This is a genomic window from Streptomyces sp. NPDC029122 (assembly GCF_055569445.1).
This window is the reverse complement of sequence record NZ_JBVHWK010000038.1, coordinates 17,434-33,751: the sequence shown is the minus strand read 5'-3', so window position 1 is coordinate 33,751 and position 16,318 is coordinate 17,434. Positions and strand designations below refer to the sequence as shown.

Below are 16,318 nucleotides of genomic sequence, written 5' to 3'. Positions count from 1 at the left end.
TTTCGAACCGTCGGCGCAGTACGTATCGAGCCGACTGGTCATCGGCCGCGCACGAGCCGGGGTTCCCCCCGTACCCCTGGGCTCGGCGCACCCGGCGCGGGTGGGGCACGTTCCCCCGGCCCTGCCCGCGCCCCCTCTCCTCACGACCGTCACCGGCCCCCGGGCCTCGGTGACCGGCCCCCGGACCACCGGGCCCCGGTCACCAGTAGACGACGACCTTGTCGCCCACCTTCACCTGGTCGAACAGCTCCGACAGCTTCTTCTTGTCCCGGACGTTCACACAGCCGTGCGAGGCGCCGTCATAGCCGCGGGCCGCGAAGTCGGACGAGTAGTGCACCGCCTGGCCCTGGCTGAAGAACATCGAGTACGGCATCGACGTGTGGTAGATCGTCGACGTCCACTGCTTCGCCTTCCACTCCACCTGGAACAGGCCCTCGCGGGTCGGCGTGTTCTCCGAGCCGAAGCGCACGTCCATCGTGGAGACGACCTTGCCGTCGATCATCCAGGCCAGGGTGCGGCTCTCCTTGCTGATGCACAGCACCCGCCCCTGCATGCAGCGCGGGTCCGGGGCGTCCACCTCGTTGGTCGTCGGCGGACGCAGCTCCTGCTCCGTCGGCTTCTTGCTGAGGGCCTGCACCTTCTGCCAGGTGGCCTCGTCCACCGACCCGGTCGCGGGCAGTCCGTGCTGCGACTGGAAGGTCTTGACCGCGGCGGTCGTCTTCGAGCCGTAGAAGCCGGTGGGCGCCGTCGAAACCAGCTTGAGCTGGCGCAGCCGCGCCTGGAGTTCCCGGACCTGCTCGCTCTCGTCGCCGTTGGCCATGAGCGCCTTGGGGCCGGGGGCGGCAGACGAGGACGACGGCGACGACGACGGCGACGGAGAGGACGACGCGGACTGGGAGGGCGACGCGGAGGGCGAGGACTCGCCCGGTTTGTCGTCCTGCTTGGACGGGGAGGCCGTGGGGGACGCCGCCGGTGAGGAGGGGGCGGCCGGACCGGCACCGGCGCCCTGGGGAGCGCAGGCGGTCGCGGCGACCGCGACCGCGGCGGCCAGGCCGAGCGTACGGACGATGGCTCTCTGTCGCTGCATGGTGGGGTCCCCCGAATTCAACGTCGTGTATCAGGGTGACGCCTCGAAGGCACGGAAAGTTGCACCCGGCCGCGCGATGTCACCAAGACGGCTCCGGTCCCACCCGGACAGCGGCGCCGACGAGGCCGAGGGCGGCGGCCGGCAGGTGCCCCGGACCTTGCCGCCCGGCGGTTCCCCGGCTCCCCGGCTCCCCGTGCCGGCGTGATGCCAAGGCGGAACCGGGGCCGGCTCCCTCTCCGCCGGAGCCCCACAGCACACTCGAACGAGTGGTAGCGCGCGGCGTCCGGGCGGCCGGGAGGACAGCGGTCAGGCGCGTCAGCCGCCTCCGGCCCGCCCCCGCGCGGTAGGCAGGGACCTCACCGGTCCCATCCGGGACAGGATCCACGGAGGCACGTCGATGGCACGAACCGAGAGCGGAATCCCCCTCGAACCCGTCTACGGCCCGGCCGACCTGGGGGACTGGGACCCCCAGGTCCGGCTCGGCAGCCCCGGGGAGTACCCCTACACCCGCGGCATCCACCCCACGATGTACACCGCACGGCCCTGGACCATGCGCCAGTACGCCGGATTCGGCACGGCCGCCGAATCCAACGTCCGCTACCGGGCGCTCATCGAGGGCGGCGGGACCGGCCTCTCCGTGGCCTTCGACCTGCCCACCCAGATGGGGCACGACTCCGACGCCCCCCTCGCGCACGGGGAGGTCGGCAAGGTCGGCGTCGCCGTCGACTCGGTCGAGGACATGCGGGTGCTCCTCGACGGCATCCCCCTCGACCGGGTGTCGACCTCGATGACCATCAACGCCCCCGCAGCCCTCCTGCTCCTGATGTACCAGCTGGTCGCGGAGGAACAGGGCATCGCGGGCGGGCGGCTGACGGGCACCGTCCAGAACGACGTCCTGAAGGAGTACATCGCCCGCGGGACCTACATCTTCCCGCCCGGCCCCTCCCTGCGGCTGACGGCCGACGTCTTCCGCTACTGCCGCGAGGAGATGCCCAGGTGGAACACCATCTCCGTCTCCGGCTACCACATGGCCGAAGCCGGGGCCTCGCCCGTGCAGGAGATCGCCTTCACCCTCGCCGACGCGATCGCGTACGTCCGTACCGCGCTCGACGCCGGGATGGCGGTCGACGAGTTCGCGCCCCGGCTGTCCTTCTTCTTCGTCGCCCGCACCACCCTCCTGGAGGAGGTGGCCAAGTTCCGGGCCGCGCGGCGCATCTGGGCCCGGGTGATGCGCGAGGAGTTCGGGGCCCGGGACCCGAAGTCCCTGATGCTGCGCTTCCACACCCAGACGGCCGGGGTGCAGCTGACGGCGCAGCAGCCCGAGCTGAACCTCGTACGCGTGGGCGTGCAGGCGCTGGCCGCCGTGCTGGGCGGCACCCAGTCCCTGCACACCAACTCCTTCGACGAGGCCATCGCGCTGCCGACGGAGAAGGCGGCCCGCCTCGCGCTGCGCACCCAGCAGGTGCTGGCGTACGAGACGGACGTGCCGCTGACGGTCGATCCCTTCGCCGGCTCGTACGCGGTGGAGCGGATGACGGACGAGGTGGAGGCGGCCGCGCTCGCCCTGATGCGGCGGATCGAGGACCTGGGCGGGGCGGTCGCGGCGATCGAGGCGGGCTTCCAGAAGGAGGAGATCGAGGCCAACGCCTACCGCATCGCCCGCGAGCAGGAGAGCGGCGAGCGGATCGTGGTCGGCGTCAACCGCTTCGCGCTGGAGCGGGAGGAGCCGTACGAGCCGCTGCGGGTGGACCCGGCGATCGAGGCCCGGCAGTGCGCCGCTCTGGAACGGCTCAGGGCGACGCGGGACGGAAGGGCGGTGGGGCGGACGCTGGCCGCACTGCGGGAGGCGGCGGCCGGCACGCGGGACAACGTACTGCCCCCGATGAAGGAGGCCCTGCGGGCGCGGGCCACGGTGGGGGAGGTGTGCGGGGTGCTGCGGGAGGTCTGGGGGCGCTACGAACCGTCCGGTCCCGCCCACTGAAATCGACTGGCGTGACAGGTGTGTCCTCATGGACACTCCTGCCCATGCTGGGTGTGACAGATCTTCCTACGTATCTCGCCGCCGTCGTGCTGATCGTGCTGCTGCCGGGGCCGAACTCGCTCTACGTGCTCTCCGTCGCCTCCCGGCGCGGGGTCAAGGAGGGGTACAAGGCCGCCTGCGGGGTGTTCAGCGGGGACACCGTGCTCATGGTGCTCGCGGCGGTCGGGGCGGGCGCGCTGCTCCAGGCCAGCCCGGTGCTGTTCACCGTGGTCAAGGTCCTGGGCGCCGGCTACCTCGGCTGGCTGGCCGTCGGCATGCTGCGCGCCGCCCGGGGCATGTGGCGCGGCCGCGGGGTCCGGGACGAGGAGCGGGCCGGGGAGGAGCCGGCCGCCGGCACGGCCGAGCGGCCCTACCGGCGGGCACTGCTGGTGAGCCTGCTCAACCCGAAGGCGATCCTCTTCCTGCTCTCCTTCTTCGTGCAGTTCGTCGACCCCGGGTACGCCTACCCGGCGCTGTCGTTCCTGCTGCTCGGGGCGGTCTCGCAGCTGATCAGCTTCCTCTACCTGTCCACCCTGATATTCGCGGGCACCCGCCTGTCCACCGCCTTCCGCCGCCGCAAGCGGCTGTCGGCCGGCGCGACCTCGGCGGCGGGCGTGGTCTTCCTCGGCTTCGCCGCGAAGCTCGCCGTCAGCTGATCACCCCGTCGGGGACCGGGGGCGGTGCGACCGGCGGCTTCCGCTCCCGGTGCGGGGCGGCCCCGCGGCCGGATGAGCGCGTGAGTTTACCCCCGGCCGCAACCGGTCATGCGTCCAGAGGTCGCTTTTCTTTCCCCTAAGGGCATGAACTTTTGGTGATCTCCGGACAGTTGACCCATCCGTGCGCCTACCCTTCAACGGGTGAACCAGTTGATGTCCCGCGAGCCCCAGACCGCCCTGCCCGGCAAGCCTGCCCGGCCCGAGCTGCCCGGCAAGCTGCCGGACCGGCTCCGTGCCGAACTGATCGCTTTCCGCCGGGACCTGCACATGCACCCCGAGCTAGGACACCAGGAGTTCCGTACCACCGCGGCGATCAAGGCCCGGCTGGAGAAGGCCGGCCTGCGCCCACGCGTCCTGGAGTCCGGTACCGGGCTCATCTGTGACGTCGGCACCTGGGACGGGGAACGGCCGATGCTGGCCCTGCGCGCGGACATCGACGCCCTGCCCATCCCGGACGCCAAGACGCACGTCCCGTACCGCTCCACCTACCCGGACCGCGCCCACGCCTGCGGCCACGACGTCCACACCGCGGTCGTCCTCGGCGCCGGCCTGGTCCTCGCCGAGCTCGACCGCCAGGGCCTGCTGCCCCGCCCGGTGCGGCTGCTGTTCCAGCCGGCCGAGGAGGTGCTGCCGGGCGGCGCGACCGAGGCCATCGAGTCCGGGGTGCTGGACGGCGTCGGCAGGATCATCGCGGTGCACTGCGACCCCCGGGTCGACGCCGGCATGATCGGCCTGCGGCCCGGCCCCATCACCTCGGCCTGCGACCGCCTGGAGGTCACCCTGGCCGGCCCGGGCGGCCACACCGCCCGCCCGCACCTGACCACCGACATGGTGACGGCCGCCGCGCGGGTCGCCGTCGACGTCCCGGCGCTGCTGGCCCGCCGGATGGACGCCCGCTCGGGCATGTCCGTGACCTGGGGCCGGATCGAGTCCGGGCACGCCTGCAACGTCATCCCGATGCACGCCGAGCTGTCCGGCACGGTCCGCTGCCTGGACCTCAACGCCTGGTACGAGGCCCCGGACATGATCCACGCGGCGATCGACGAGGTCGCCACCATGCACGGGGCCAAGTTCGAGATCAACCACGTGCGCGGGGTGCCCCCGGTGGTCAACGACCCGGTGGTCACCGAACTGCTCCGGGAGGCCATGGGTGCCCGCTGCGGCCCCGAGTCGGTCGAGGACACCGAGCAGAGCCTCGGCGGCGAGGACTTCTCCTGGTACCTGGAGCACGTCCCCGGCGCCATGGCCCGCCTCGGCGTCCGCCGGCCCGGCGACACCGCCAAGCGGGACCTGCACCGGGGTGACTTCGACGTCGACGAGTCCGCGATCGGCTACGGCGTGGAGTTCTTCACGGCCGCCGCGCTCCTCGACGGGCGCCGCGGCAGGCCCGTCGGCTGAAAGATCCGGCAAAGCTCCGTACAGCACCGGCGGGCCGGCCGTCGGCGGCGTCCAGCCCTTGGTACACAAGGGCCGGACGCCTGTCCCGTTACCGATCGGTCACTGTCCGGTTCGCGTCGATCCGATAACGACTCATGAACGGGCCTTTAACTGACATCTACGCGCGTTACGATCGCCGCGAAACCAGCGCCGGTCGTGGCGCTTCGGTCAGGTTTTGAAGGAGCCTCCCCTTGCGCCGGATCACCAGGATCGCCACCGTGGGCCTCGCGTCCGCGGCGCTGGCCCTCTCGGCCACCGCCTGTGGCGGAAAGAAGTCCTCGGACAGCCCGTCTGCCGACGGCAGCGCCTCCTCCTCCGCGGGCGCGGCCATCGCGTACGACATCGGCGGCCGTGGCGACCAGTCGTTCAACGACGCCGCCTACGCGGGCCTCGAGAAGGCCGAGAAGGACCTGAAGGTCAAGGGCGCCGAGGCGGAGCCCACCGAGGGTGAGAGCGAGGCCGACAAGGTCCAGCGCCTCACCGAGCTGGCCCGCAAGGGCAACAACCCGGTCATCGGCGTCGGCTTCGCCTACGCGCCGGCCATCAAGAAGGTCGCGGCGAAGTTCCCGAACACCACGTTCGGCATCATCGACGACACCTCGGTGACCGAGAAGAACATCGCCAACCTGGTCTTCAACGAGGAGCAGGGCTCCTACCTGGCCGGCGTCGCCGCCGCCAAGGCGTCGAAGAGCGGCACGGTCGGCTTCATCGGCGGTGTCGAGGTTCCGCTGATCAAGAAGTTCGAGGCGGGCTTCGCCCAGGGCGTCAAGGACACCAACCCCAACGCGAAGGTACTGACCAAGTACCTCTCCCAGCCGCCGGACTTCGGTGGCTTCGCCAAGCCCGACCTGGGCAAGGCCGCGGCCAAGGGCCAGATCGACGGCGGCGCCGACGTGATCTACGCCGCCGCCGGCCTCGCCGGCTCGGGCGCCATCGAGGCCGCCGCGACCTCCGGCAAGTGGGCCATCGGTGTCGACTCCGACCAGTACAACCAGGCCGGTCTGTCGAAGTACAAGGACAAGATCCTGACCTCGGTCACCAAGGACGTCTCCGACGCGGTCTACAACCTGATCAAGTCGGTCAAGGACGGCAGCCCGCAGTCCGGTGAGGTCCGCTACGGCCTGGACAAGGACGGCGTCGGCCTGGCCGACTCCAACCCCGAGTACAAGAACATGGCCGACCTGATCGCCGCGGTGGACAAGGCGAAGGCCGACATCATCGCGAAGAAGATCACCGTCAAGACCACGCCGTAACGGCCCGTCTGACATCCCGTCGCGGTCACCGGGGTCCGGGAAGCGGTCTCAACCGCTCCCGGACCCCGCACCGCGTCTCCCCCCTGAGTCGGTGACCACTTGTGGCCAGTTGGCCGCAAGTTTTCACTTCCGACAGTGCTACGCGCGTAGAGGCATGGTGGACGCGATACCGTCCGACTCCCGCCCACCCGCCCGGCCGATCTCCGCCCTGTCCCCCTGCCCACTCGGCTTTTCCAGCTCCTTCCGCGCCAAGGAGAGTGCGTCATCAACGCGTCCAGCCCCCCTCTCGCCGTAGAACTGCACGGCATCACCAAGCGTTTCCCCGGCGTCGTCGCCAACAAGGACATCGCCATCTCCGTCCGCAAGGGCACGGTCCACGCCCTCATCGGCGAGAACGGTGCCGGCAAGTCGACCCTGATGAAGATCCTCTACGGCATGCAGAAGCCGGACGAGGGCACCATCGCCATCGACGGGGAGCAGGTCTCCTTCAACAACCCCGGCGAGGCCATCGCCCGCGGCATCGGCATGGTGCACCAGCACTTCATGCTGGCCGACAACCTCACCGTCCTGGAGAACGTCGTCCTCGGCGGCGAGAAGCTCTACGGCATCGGCGCCAAGGCCCGCAAGAAGATCAAGGAGATCTCGGACGCGTACGGCCTCGGCGTGCGCCCCGACGCCCTGGTCGAGGACCTCGGTGTGGCCGACCGCCAGCGCGTGGAGATCCTCAAGGTCCTCTACCGCGGTGCCAAGACCCTCATCCTCGACGAGCCGACCGCCGTGCTCGTGCCGCAGGAAGTGGACGCGCTCTTCGACAACCTGCGCGAGCTCAAGGCGGAGGGCCTGACGGTCATCTTCATCTCGCACAAGCTGGGCGAGGTCCTGAAGGTCGCCGACGACATCACCGTCATCCGCCGCGGCACCACGGTCGGCACCGCCGACCCGAAGACCGCCACGACCAAGCAGCTCGCCGAGCTGATGGTCGGCAGCGAGCTGCCCTCGCCGGAGACCCGCGAGTCCACGGTGACCACGACGCCCATGCTGAAGGTCGACGGCCTGACCGTCGCCGACGCGGGTGTGGTCGTCGCCCCCGAGACCTCCACGAGCGCCCTCGGCGACTCCGACACCGGTATCCGCGAGATCCCGGTGGCCGGCCGCCTGCTGCTCGACGGGATCAGCTTCACGATCCACAAGGGCGAGGTCCTCGGCATCGCCGGTGTCGAGGGCAACGGCCAGACGGAGCTGATCGAGGCCCTCATGGGCATGATCACCCCCGACGCCGGCGTCATCGCCCTCGACGGCGACGACATCACCAGGACCCCGGTGCGCAAGCGCCGCGAGGGCGGCATCGGCTACATCCCCGAGGACCGCCACCGCCACGGCCTGCTGCTGGAGTCCCCGCTCTGGGAGAACCGCATCCTCGGCCACGTCACCGAGGCGCCCAACTCCCGGCGCGGCATCCTCGACCCGAAGGCCGCCCGCAAGGACACCGAGCGGATCGTGCGCGAGTACGACGTCCGCACCCCGGGCATCGACGTCACCGCGGCCTCGCTCTCCGGCGGCAACCAGCAGAAGCTGATCGTCGGCCGCGAGATGAGCCACAACCCCAAGTTCCTCATCGCCGCCCACCCCACGCGCGGTGTGGACGTCGGCGCGCAGGCGCAGATCTGGGACGCGATCCGCGAGGCCCGCCGCGAGGGCCTCGCCGTGCTGCTGATCTCCGCCGACCTGGACGAGCTGATCGGCCTGTCCGACACGCTCCGCGTCATCTACCGCGGCCGCCTGGTCGCGGACGCCGACCCGGCGACGATCACCCCCGAGGAGCTCGGCACCGCCATGACGGGCGCCGCCACCGGGCACCTGGAAGCCACTGACGACCACTCCGCCGAGGTCGACGGCGACACGACGGAGGACGAGGCCCGATGAAGAAATTCGACAAGGACCGGCTGCTTCTCGGCTTCGCCGGACCCGCGCTGGCACTGGTCAGCGCCTTCGTACTCAGCATGATCGTGCTGGCCGCTTCGGGCGTGGACCCGATCGAGCCGCTGCGCATCATGATCGAACAGTCCGGCTACGAGGACGTCCAGGTCCTCATCCTGAACCAGGCCGGCACGTACTACCTGGCAGCCCTGGCCGTCGCCATCGGCTTCCGGATGAACCTCTTCAACATCGGTGTGGACGGCCAGTACCGCCTCGCCGCGATGGTCAGCGCCCTGGTCGGCGCGGCGGTCACGCTGCCCGGCCCGCTGCACATCCTGGTGATCGTGCTCGTCGCGATGCTCGTCGGCGCCTTCTGGTCCGGCATCGCGGGCGTCCTCAAGGCCAAGCGCGGCGTGAGCGAGGTCGTCTCGACGATCATGCTCAACGCCATCGCGACCTCGCTGATCGCCTGGCTGATCCTCCCCAAGAACCTCGGCGTGCAGCCGGTCGGCTCCAACGACCTGACCACCGGTGACATCCCGGAGTCCGGCTGGTTCCCGGGCGTGGAGCTCAGCGACGGCCTGGAGATCTACGGCTTCACCTTCATCGCCTTCGCGCTGGGCATCGTCTACTGGTTCGTGCTCAACCGCACCCGCTTCGGCTTCGACCTGCGCGCCACCGGCGCCAGCGAGTCCGCCGCCCAGGCCTCCGGTGTGGACGCCAAGAAGATGATCATGACCTCGATGCTCATCTCGGGCGCCGTCGCCGGTCTGGTCAGCATGCCGCTGCTGCTGGGCGAGTCCCACACGTACAACCTGTCCTTCCCGGCGGGCATCGGCTTCACCGGCATCACCATCGCGCTGCTCGGCCGCAACAACCCGGTCGGCATCTTCTTCGCCGCGCTGCTGATCGCCTTCATCGACAAGGCCTCGGCCGGCCTTGACACGGCCGGCTTCGCCAAGGAAATCGGCACGATCATGAAGGGCCTGATCGTGGTCGCCGTGGTCGTCAGCTACGAGCTCGTCCGCCGCTACGGCATCCGCCGTCAGCAGCAGAAGGTCGGCGAGGAGCTGGCCGCCGGCCACGCCATCAAGACCGAGAAGGAGGTCGCGGCGTGAGCGCCAGCACCGTTTCCACGACGAAAGCCGCGCCCGAGCCGGGCGGCCGCCGCAAGCTCACCCTGCCCTGGATCCTGCTGATCATCGCGGGTGGCCTCGCGCTGGTCTCGCTGGTCCGGGTCATCTCCGGCGCGAACGACCTGACCTCCGTCGGCCAGGTCTCCGGGGCCCTCCAGCTCGCGGTGCCGATCGGCCTCGCGGGCCTCGGCGGCCTGTGGGCCGAGCGGGCCGGTGTGGTCAACATCGGCCTCGAGGGCATGATGATCCTCGGCACCTGGTTCGGTGCCTGGGCCGGCTACCAGTGGGGTCCCTGGTCGGGTGTCCTGATGGGCATCGTCGGCGGCGCCATCGGCGGCCTGCTGCACGCGATCATCACCGTCACCTTCAACGTCAACCACATCGTCTCCGGTGTGGCGGTCACCATCCTGGCGACGGGCTTCACCCAGTACCTGTCGAACTTCACCTTCGACAAGGCCGAGGGCGGCTCCTCCAAGCAGTCCCCGCGCATCGAGTCCATCACCGAGATCACCGTCCCGGGACTCTCCAGCGGGCTGGACAGCCTCCAGGCCAAGCACTGGTTCCTGGTCTCGGACGTCGCGGGCGTCCTCGGCGGCCTGGTCACCCACCTGTCGCTGCTGACCATCGTCGCCGTGCTGCTGATCCCCGCCACCTGGTGGGTGCTGTGGCGCACCGCCTTCGGCCTGCGCCTGCGCTCCTGCGGTGAGAACCCGGTCGCGGCGGAGTCCCTCGGCGTCAACGTCTACAAGTACAAGTACATCGCCGTGATCGTCTCCGGCGGCCTGGCCGGCCTCGGCGGCGCGTTCCTCGCGATCGTCTCCACCGGCATCTACCAGGAGGGCCAGACCGGCGGCCGCGGTTACATCGGTCTCGCCGCGATGATCTTCGGTAACTGGATGCCGGGCGGCATGGCTCTGGGCGCGGGCCTCTTCGGCTTCACCGACAGCCTCAAGCTGCGCGGCGGCGCCGAGAACGTCCACGCGATGCTGCTGCTGATCGCCATCCTGCTGGTGCTCGCCCTCGGCTGGCAGCTGTACAAGAAGAAGTACCTCCAGGCCGGTATCGCCGCCGTCTGCGCCGCCGGGCTCTTCGCCTGGTACGCGGCCACCGACCAGGTGCCCAGCCAGTTCGTGGACGCCGCCCCGTACGTGACGACGCTGCTGGTGCTCGCGCTGTCGGCGCAGCGCCTGCGGATGCCGAAGGCGGACGGCATGCCGTACCGCAAGGGCCAGGGCAAGTGACCCCGCACCAGGCGGTGGACTGGGAGGCCCTGCGGACGGCCGCCCGGGCGGCGATGACCCGGGCGTACGCCCCCTACTCGGGCTTCCCGGTCGGGGTCGCCGCCCTGGTGGACGACGGCCGGGTGGTCACCGGCTGCAACGTGGAGAACGCCAGCTACGGCCTCGGCCTGTGCGCCGAATGCGGCCTGGTCTCCTCCCTCCAGGCCACCGGCGGCGGCCGGCTCACCCACTTCACGTGCGTGGACGGCAAGGGCGAGGTCCTCGTGCCCTGCGGCCGTTGCCGCCAGCTGCTCTACGAGTTCGGCGGCCCGGAGCTGCTGGTGGAGACACCGGACGGGATCCTGCCGCTGAGCGCGATGCTGCCGCAGGCCTTCGGGCCCGACCACCTGAGATAGCCGCACCGACGGCCCTCCGCCCTGCCGGGCGGAGGGCCGTCGCCGCTCTCGCCCCCTCGAAAACTCCTCGAACCTCCCTCCCTCATCTCTATGCGCGTAGAAGGAAGTCACCTCATGGACGTCATCTCCGTCATCCGGACCAAGCGGGACCGCGGTGAGCTGAGCCCCGAGCAGATCGACTGGGTCATCGACGCGTACACCCGCGGGGTCGTCGCCGACGAGCAGATGTCGGCGCTCGCGATGGCCATCCTGCTCAACGGCATGAACCGGGCCGAGATCGCCCGCTGGACCGCCGCGATGATCGCCTCCGGCGAGCGGATGAACTTCGACTCCCTCTCCCGTCCGACCGCCGACAAGCACTCCACCGGCGGCGTGGGCGACAAGATCACCCTCCCGCTGGCCCCGCTCGTCGCCGCCTGCGGCGCGGCCGTGCCGCAGCTCTCGGGCCGGGGCCTCGGCCACACCGGCGGCACCCTGGACAAGCTGGAGTCGATCCCCGGCTGGCGGGCCCTGCTCTCCAACGAGGAGATGCTGCACGTCCTCGACACCACCGGCGCCGTCATCTGCGCCGCGGGCGACGGCCTGGCCCCGGCGGACAAGAAGCTCTACGCCCTGCGCGACGTCACGGGCACGGTCGAGGCCATCCCGCTGATCGCCTCCTCGATCATGTCGAAGAAGATCGCCGAGGGCACGGGCTCGCTCGTCCTCGACGTGAAGGTCGGCTCCGGCGCCTTCATGAAGAACATCGAGGACGCCCGGGAACTGGCCTCCACCATGGTGGCCCTGGGCACCGACAGCGGCGTCAGGACGATCGCCCTGCTCACCGACATGTCCACCCCGCTCGGCCTCACCGCGGGCAACGCCCTGGAGGTCCGCGAGTCCGTCGAGGTCCTCGCCGGCGGCGGCCCGGCCGACGTGGTCGAGCTGACCATCGCCCTGGCCAAGGAGATGCTGGACGCGGCGGGCATCAAGGACGCCGACCCCGCGAAGGCCCTCGCCGACGGCTCCGCCATGGACGTGTGGCGCCGGATGATCTCCGCCCAGGGCGGCGACCCGGACGCGGCCCTGCCGGTGGCCCGCGAGCAGCACGTGGTCACCGCCTCCGCCTCGGGCGTCCTGACCCGCCTCGACGCGTACGCGGTCGGCGTCGGCGCCTGGCGCCTGGGCGCGGGCCGCGCCCGCAAGGAGGACCCGGTCCAGGCGGGCGCGGGCATCGAGCTGCACGCGAAGCCGGGCGACACCGTCACCGCCGGCCAGCCGCTGATGACCCTGCACACGGACACCCCGGAGAAGTTCGAGTACGCCCTGGCCTCGCTGGAGGGCTGCTACGACATCGCCCCGGCCGGCACGGCGTACTCCGCCACGCCGATCGTCCTGGACCGCATCGCGTAGTCCCCGGCCGGGAGGTGGGCCGGGGTCACCGCCGCGCGGGCGGCTCCCCGGCCCGCCCCCGCCGGTTCCCCCGGGGGCCGCGGGGCCGGCCGCCGATGAGTCCGGGGGCCGGTGACGGTCATCCACCCGTGGAGATCAGAACCCTGGCCCTGGACGAAGGGCCCCACCCGGACGTCCCCGCGCTCTGCGCCCGCCTCCGCGACCTGTGCCGGGACGGCCCGGGCCGGCCGGTGACCTGCGACGTGCGCGCCGTCACGGCCCCCACCCTCGCCACCGTCGACGCGGTCGCGCGCCTGGCGCTCGCCGCCCGCCGCCACGGGAGCCGCCTCCGGCTCACCGGCGCGGGCCCGGCCCTGCTGGCGCTACTGCGCCTCGTGGGTCTCGTCGAGCTGCTCGGGCAGGCCGAACAGGGGGAACCAGCGGGCGGTGTCCAGGAAGGCGTTGAGGCCGACGATCCGGCCGTCTGATATCTCCAGCACCTGGAGCGCCCACGGCACGTGCCCGGGCAGGCCGTCCTCGCGGGGGCGGTACTGCCCGAAGGCCGGCAGGCCGTTCGCCGTCGTCGGGACCAGGCGCGAGCCCTTGCAGCCGATGCCCTGGTTCAGGTGCCACGCGGCGATGTCCTCGTGGCCCCGCAGCCACAGGTCGTACGGCGGCATCGACAGCACCGCGTCCTCGTGCAGCAGCGCGGTGAGCCGCGAGATGTCGTACGCCTCGAAGGCGGACAGGTACTGCTCCAGCAGCTTCGCCTGCGCCGCGTCCAGCGGGTCCGCCGGATCACCCGGGCGCAGCGCCTGCCCCGCGAGGGTCGCCCGCGCCCGCTGGAGCGCGCTGTTCACCGCCGCCACCGAGGTCTCCAGCAGCTCGGCGACCTCGTCCGCCTTCCAGGCCAGCACCTCCCGCAGGATCAGCACGGCCCGCTGCTTCGCCGGGAGGTGCTGGAGGGCCGCGACGAAGGCCAGCCGGACGGACTCCTTGGCCAGGGCCATCTCCGCCGGGTCGGCGGTCTGCGGCAGCACCCGCCCGTCGGGCACCGGCTCCAGCCAGGTCACCTCGGGCCGCTCGCTGAGCACGGCGGAGGCCTGGTGCTGCGGGGCGGACAGGTCCATCGGCCGCGCCCGCCTGTTCCCCGCCTTCAGCAGGTCGAGGCAGACGTTCGTGGCGATCCGGTACAGCCACGACCGCAGCGACGAACGCCCCTCGAACCTCTCGTACGCCCGCCAGGCACGGACGTACGCGTCCTGCACCGCGTCCTCGGCGTCGAAGGACGAGCCGAGCATCCGGTAGCAGTAGCCGGTCAGCTCGACGCGGTAGCGGTCCATCGCCGCGTCGAGTTCCGGTGACGAGGTCGCGAGGTCACTCATGGCTGCCGTCCCCCAGGTGGTTTCCGTCCCTTCGGAAACTACCCGAGGGGTCCGACAACGGCAGCCCGGGCGGCGGGGAACGTCAGGTCCCGGGCTTGCGCCCGTACACGTAGACGTCCTCGCCGTTGCCCAGCATGTTCCAGTACGCCTTGGCGTCGGTCGTCGTCATGTTCACGCAGCCCCCGGAGCCCGGCGGGTTCCACATGCTCTTGGTGACCGAGTGGAAGGCGATCCCCCCGTCGAAGAACTGCGAGTACGGCATCGCGACGTTGTAGATCGTCGACCAGTGGTTGATGCTCCGGTAGTAGATCTTCTTCAGGCCGGTCCGCGTCGGCGTCTCCGCCTTGCCGGTGCGCACCGGCACCGGACCGTACTTCAGCGTGGCCCCGTCCTGGATCCAGCTCAGCTGGCGGGTCAGGTCGACGCACGCGATCCGCCCCAGGTTGGTCGGGCACTTGCGGTCGGCGTTCGGGTTGGTGCCGGCCGCCCGCTGCGCCAGCATCGTGCTCATCGTCTGCCAGGTCAGCGGCCCGGCGTACCCCATGGTCGGGGTGATCCCGTGGGCGGCCTGGAAGGACTGTATGGCCGTGCAGTCCGCCGCCGACTGCACCCCGTCCACCGGCCGCCCCAGGAACTGCTCGACCTGCCGCTGGTAGGGCCCGGTGGTCACGTTGCAGGCGGCGGCCTGCGCCGTACCGCCCCCCAGGACCACCAGGGGCGCCGCCAGTGCCAGAGCCCCGCCGAACACCACCGCAGCCCGCCGCCGCGCGCGCACGCGTATCGCCGCCATCCGGTCCTCCCCTGCCGCGCCCGCACCGTGGGGGCGCCGATGCCCTCCAAGCTAGAGCGAGTCGCGCACGCCGCACAGACTTTGAACGGACTTGGCCGGTGCGGACCGCAGGTGGAGCGCCGGGCGACCGTTTCCGAGGCCCCCCGAGCCCCCGGAGCCCCGGGGAGAACCCCGCGAGCCTCAGCGGGCCGCCGCGGCCCGCCCGCCCGCGAGCGGCCGCCGCCGCTCGGCGCGGGCCGCGTGGGACCCGTACAGGGTGATCGCGACGACGCCCAGCACCGCGAGCAGCGCGATGCCGACGGTGGCCGCCCACCCCGAGGCGTGGTACGCCAGCGCGCCCAGGGTGCCGCCCGCGCTGGAGCCGAGGTAGTACGCGGACTGGTAGAGCGCCGAGGCCTGCGCCCGGCCCGTCCTCGCCGTACGGCTCACCGCCGCGGAGGCCACCGCGTGCCCCGCGAAGAAGCCGGCCGTGATCAGCACCAGTCCCGGCAGGACCAGCAGGAGCGAGTCCCCGAGCGACAGCAGCAGCCCGAGGGCCGTCGTGGTCACCGCCAGGTACAGCGCCCCGCGCCGGCCCGCCCGGGCCACCAGCTGCCCGGCCGCCGCCGAGGAGGCCGTACCCACCAGGTAGACCAGGAAGACCGACCCGACCACGCCCTGCCCCAGCGAGAACGGCGCCTCCACCAGGCGGTACCCGATGACGGTGTACACGGCGCCGAAGACGGTCATGAACAGCGCGCCGATCCCGTACAGCCGCAGCAGCAGCGGATCGCGCAGGTGACCGGCGACGGTACGCCCCACCGCGCGCGGGTTCAGCGACGCCGGCCGGAAGAACCGCGCCCGGGGCAGCAGCACCAGGAAGGCCACCGCGCAAACCAGCGCCATCACGCCGACGGCCAGCAGCCCGCCGCGCCAGCCCCACAGCTGCGCGCCCCAGCCGGTGACGATCCGTCCGCTCATGCCGCCGATGGAGTTGCCCGCCACGAACAGGCCGATCGCACCGACCAGCGCCTTCGGCCGGACCTCCTCCGCCAGGTACGCCATCGCGGAGGCGGGGATGCCGGCGATGGCCGCACCCTGCACCGCACGGAGCACCACCAGCCACTCCAGGCTCGGCGCGAGCGGCACCACCAGGCCGATGCCGACGGCCACCACCATCGAGCAGGTCATCATCCGGGTCCGGCCGAACCGCTCGGACAGCGCGCTGAGCGGCAGGACGAACAGGGCGAGCGCGCCGGTGGCCGCGGAGACCGTCCAGCTGGCCCGGCCGGCCGTCACGCCGAAACCGGCGGAGAGCGCGGGCAACAGGGCCTGGGTGGAGTAGAGGAGGGCGAAGGTAGCGAGGCCCGCGGCGAAGAGGGCGAGGCTCATCCGGCGGTAGCCGGGACGGCCGGGGGAGCGGGGTTCGCCCAGGGGTGCCGGCGACGAAGGGAACGACGGAGTGGAGGCACCCGGGATGACAGGTGCCCCGGTATGAGCGGGAGGCATACGTCGAAGGTAGGTGTCCCTTTTTCATGCGTCCAATGCACGAATCCGGGATAATCGATCCACTCACGCATCAGCACAGCTC

General features: G+C 71.5%; 14 protein-coding genes. 10 read left to right on the top strand and 4 right to left on the bottom strand.

Translation table 11 applies throughout. The features are described 5' to 3' along the window. Positions 1–199 precede the first annotated feature (199 nt). The gene (locus ACZ4WZ_RS31085; protein WP_467895971.1) at positions 200–1,087 is read right to left on the bottom strand and encodes a L,D-transpeptidase family protein; all 888 of its coding nucleotides are present in this window, start codon (positions 1,085–1,087) and stop codon (positions 200–202) included. Between the two features lie 397 nt (positions 1,088–1,484). Here ACZ4WZ_RS31085 and ACZ4WZ_RS31080 point away from each other — a divergent pair, with 397 nt between their 5' ends. From ACZ4WZ_RS31080 to ACZ4WZ_RS31035, 10 genes are all read left to right on the top strand, one after another. Next, positions 1,485–3,068 (top strand): acyl-CoA mutase large subunit family protein, encoded by a 1,584-nt coding sequence (locus ACZ4WZ_RS31080; protein WP_467895968.1) that lies wholly within the window; start codon positions 1,485–1,487, stop codon positions 3,066–3,068. A gap of 44 nt (positions 3,069–3,112) precedes the next feature. Beyond that, positions 3,113–3,763, top strand: a complete 651-nt coding sequence (gene leuE / locus ACZ4WZ_RS31075; protein WP_467895964.1) for a leucine efflux protein LeuE — start codon at positions 3,113–3,115, stop codon at positions 3,761–3,763. Positions 3,764–3,976: 213 nt separating this feature from the next. Continuing rightward, on the top strand, positions 3,977–5,221 hold the full coding sequence (locus ACZ4WZ_RS31070; RefSeq protein ID WP_467896078.1) for an amidohydrolase: 1,245 nt from the start codon (positions 3,977–3,979) through the stop codon (positions 5,219–5,221). A 230-nt stretch (positions 5,222–5,451) separates the two neighbouring features. Beyond that, positions 5,452–6,513 carry a BMP family lipoprotein gene (locus tag ACZ4WZ_RS31065; RefSeq protein WP_388934551.1) on the top strand — a complete coding sequence of 354 codons (1,062 nt, stop codon included), beginning with the start codon at positions 5,452–5,454 and terminating at the stop codon, positions 6,511–6,513. Between the two features lie 264 nt (positions 6,514–6,777). Continuing rightward, positions 6,778–8,436 carry an ABC transporter ATP-binding protein gene (locus ACZ4WZ_RS31060; protein ID WP_467896076.1) on the top strand — a complete coding sequence of 553 codons (1,659 nt, stop codon included), beginning with the start codon at positions 6,778–6,780 and terminating at the stop codon, positions 8,434–8,436. Beyond that, complete coding sequence (locus ACZ4WZ_RS31055) at positions 8,433–9,548, top strand: ABC transporter permease (RefSeq protein ID WP_388934548.1); 1,116 nt, start codon at positions 8,433–8,435, stop codon at positions 9,546–9,548. The genes ACZ4WZ_RS31060 and ACZ4WZ_RS31055 overlap by 4 nt, the downstream gene beginning before the upstream one ends. Continuing rightward, entirely contained in the window at positions 9,545–10,807 is a 1,263-nt protein-coding gene (locus tag ACZ4WZ_RS31050; protein ID WP_467895959.1) for an ABC transporter permease, read from the top strand. The genes ACZ4WZ_RS31055 and ACZ4WZ_RS31050 overlap by 4 nt, the downstream gene beginning before the upstream one ends. Beyond that, a complete protein-coding gene (locus tag ACZ4WZ_RS31045) occupies positions 10,804–11,202 on the top strand; it encodes a cytidine deaminase (protein ID WP_467895956.1) in 399 nt (132 codons plus the stop codon). Before ACZ4WZ_RS31050 ends, ACZ4WZ_RS31045 begins: the two co-directional genes overlap by 4 nt. A gap of 114 nt (positions 11,203–11,316) precedes the next feature. Beyond that, positions 11,317–12,594, top strand: a complete 1,278-nt coding sequence (locus tag ACZ4WZ_RS31040; RefSeq protein ID WP_467895953.1) for a thymidine phosphorylase — start codon at positions 11,317–11,319, stop codon at positions 12,592–12,594. A gap of 128 nt (positions 12,595–12,722) precedes the next feature. Further along, positions 12,723–13,061 carry an STAS domain-containing protein gene (locus ACZ4WZ_RS31035; RefSeq protein WP_467895950.1) on the top strand — a complete coding sequence of 113 codons (339 nt, stop codon included), beginning with the start codon at positions 12,723–12,725 and terminating at the stop codon, positions 13,059–13,061. On the opposite strand, the gene ACZ4WZ_RS31030 is transcribed toward ACZ4WZ_RS31035, so the two are convergent. The 3 genes from ACZ4WZ_RS31030 to ACZ4WZ_RS31020 all read right to left on the bottom strand — a co-directional run bounded on the left by ACZ4WZ_RS31030 (position 12,957) and on the right by ACZ4WZ_RS31020 (position 16,236). Further along, positions 12,957–13,958 carry a sigma-70 family RNA polymerase sigma factor gene (locus tag ACZ4WZ_RS31030; RefSeq protein WP_467895946.1) on the bottom strand — a complete coding sequence of 334 codons (1,002 nt, stop codon included), beginning with the start codon at positions 13,956–13,958 and terminating at the stop codon, positions 12,957–12,959. The genes ACZ4WZ_RS31035 and ACZ4WZ_RS31030 overlap by 105 nt on opposite strands. Before the next feature lie 82 nt (positions 13,959–14,040). Beyond that, positions 14,041–14,748, bottom strand: a complete 708-nt coding sequence (locus ACZ4WZ_RS31025) for a L,D-transpeptidase family protein (protein WP_467895943.1) — start codon at positions 14,746–14,748, stop codon at positions 14,041–14,043. Between the two features lie 180 nt (positions 14,749–14,928). Then, a complete protein-coding gene (locus ACZ4WZ_RS31020) occupies positions 14,929–16,236 on the bottom strand; it encodes an MFS transporter (protein WP_467895940.1) in 1,308 nt (435 codons plus the stop codon). Between the last annotated feature and the right edge of the window lie 82 nt (positions 16,237–16,318).

What these genes read in the sequence shown, in the direction of transcription:
- ACZ4WZ_RS31085 (WP_467895971.1), bottom strand. Translation starts at nt 1,087, where the DNA reads ATGCAGCGACAGAGAGCCATCGTCCGTACGCTCGGCCTGGCCGCCGCG.
- ACZ4WZ_RS31080 (WP_467895968.1), top strand. Translation starts at nt 1,485, where the DNA reads ATGGCACGAACCGAGAGCGGAATCCCCCTCGAACCCGTCTACGGCCCG.
- leuE (WP_467895964.1), top strand. Translation starts at nt 3,113, where the DNA reads ATGCTGGGTGTGACAGATCTTCCTACGTATCTCGCCGCCGTCGTGCTG.
- ACZ4WZ_RS31070 (WP_467896078.1), top strand. Translation starts at nt 3,977, where the DNA reads ATGTCCCGCGAGCCCCAGACCGCCCTGCCCGGCAAGCCTGCCCGGCCC.
- ACZ4WZ_RS31055 (WP_388934548.1), top strand. Translation starts at nt 8,433, where the DNA reads ATGAAGAAATTCGACAAGGACCGGCTGCTTCTCGGCTTCGCCGGACCC.
- ACZ4WZ_RS31040 (WP_467895953.1), top strand. Translation starts at nt 11,317, where the DNA reads ATGGACGTCATCTCCGTCATCCGGACCAAGCGGGACCGCGGTGAGCTG.
- ACZ4WZ_RS31030 (WP_467895946.1), bottom strand. Translation starts at nt 13,958, where the DNA reads ATGAGTGACCTCGCGACCTCGTCACCGGAACTCGACGCGGCGATGGAC.
- ACZ4WZ_RS31025 (WP_467895943.1), bottom strand. Translation starts at nt 14,748, where the DNA reads ATGGCGGCGATACGCGTGCGCGCGCGGCGGCGGGCTGCGGTGGTGTTC.
- ACZ4WZ_RS31020 (WP_467895940.1), bottom strand. Translation starts at nt 16,236, where the DNA reads ATGCCTCCCGCTCATACCGGGGCACCTGTCATCCCGGGTGCCTCCACT.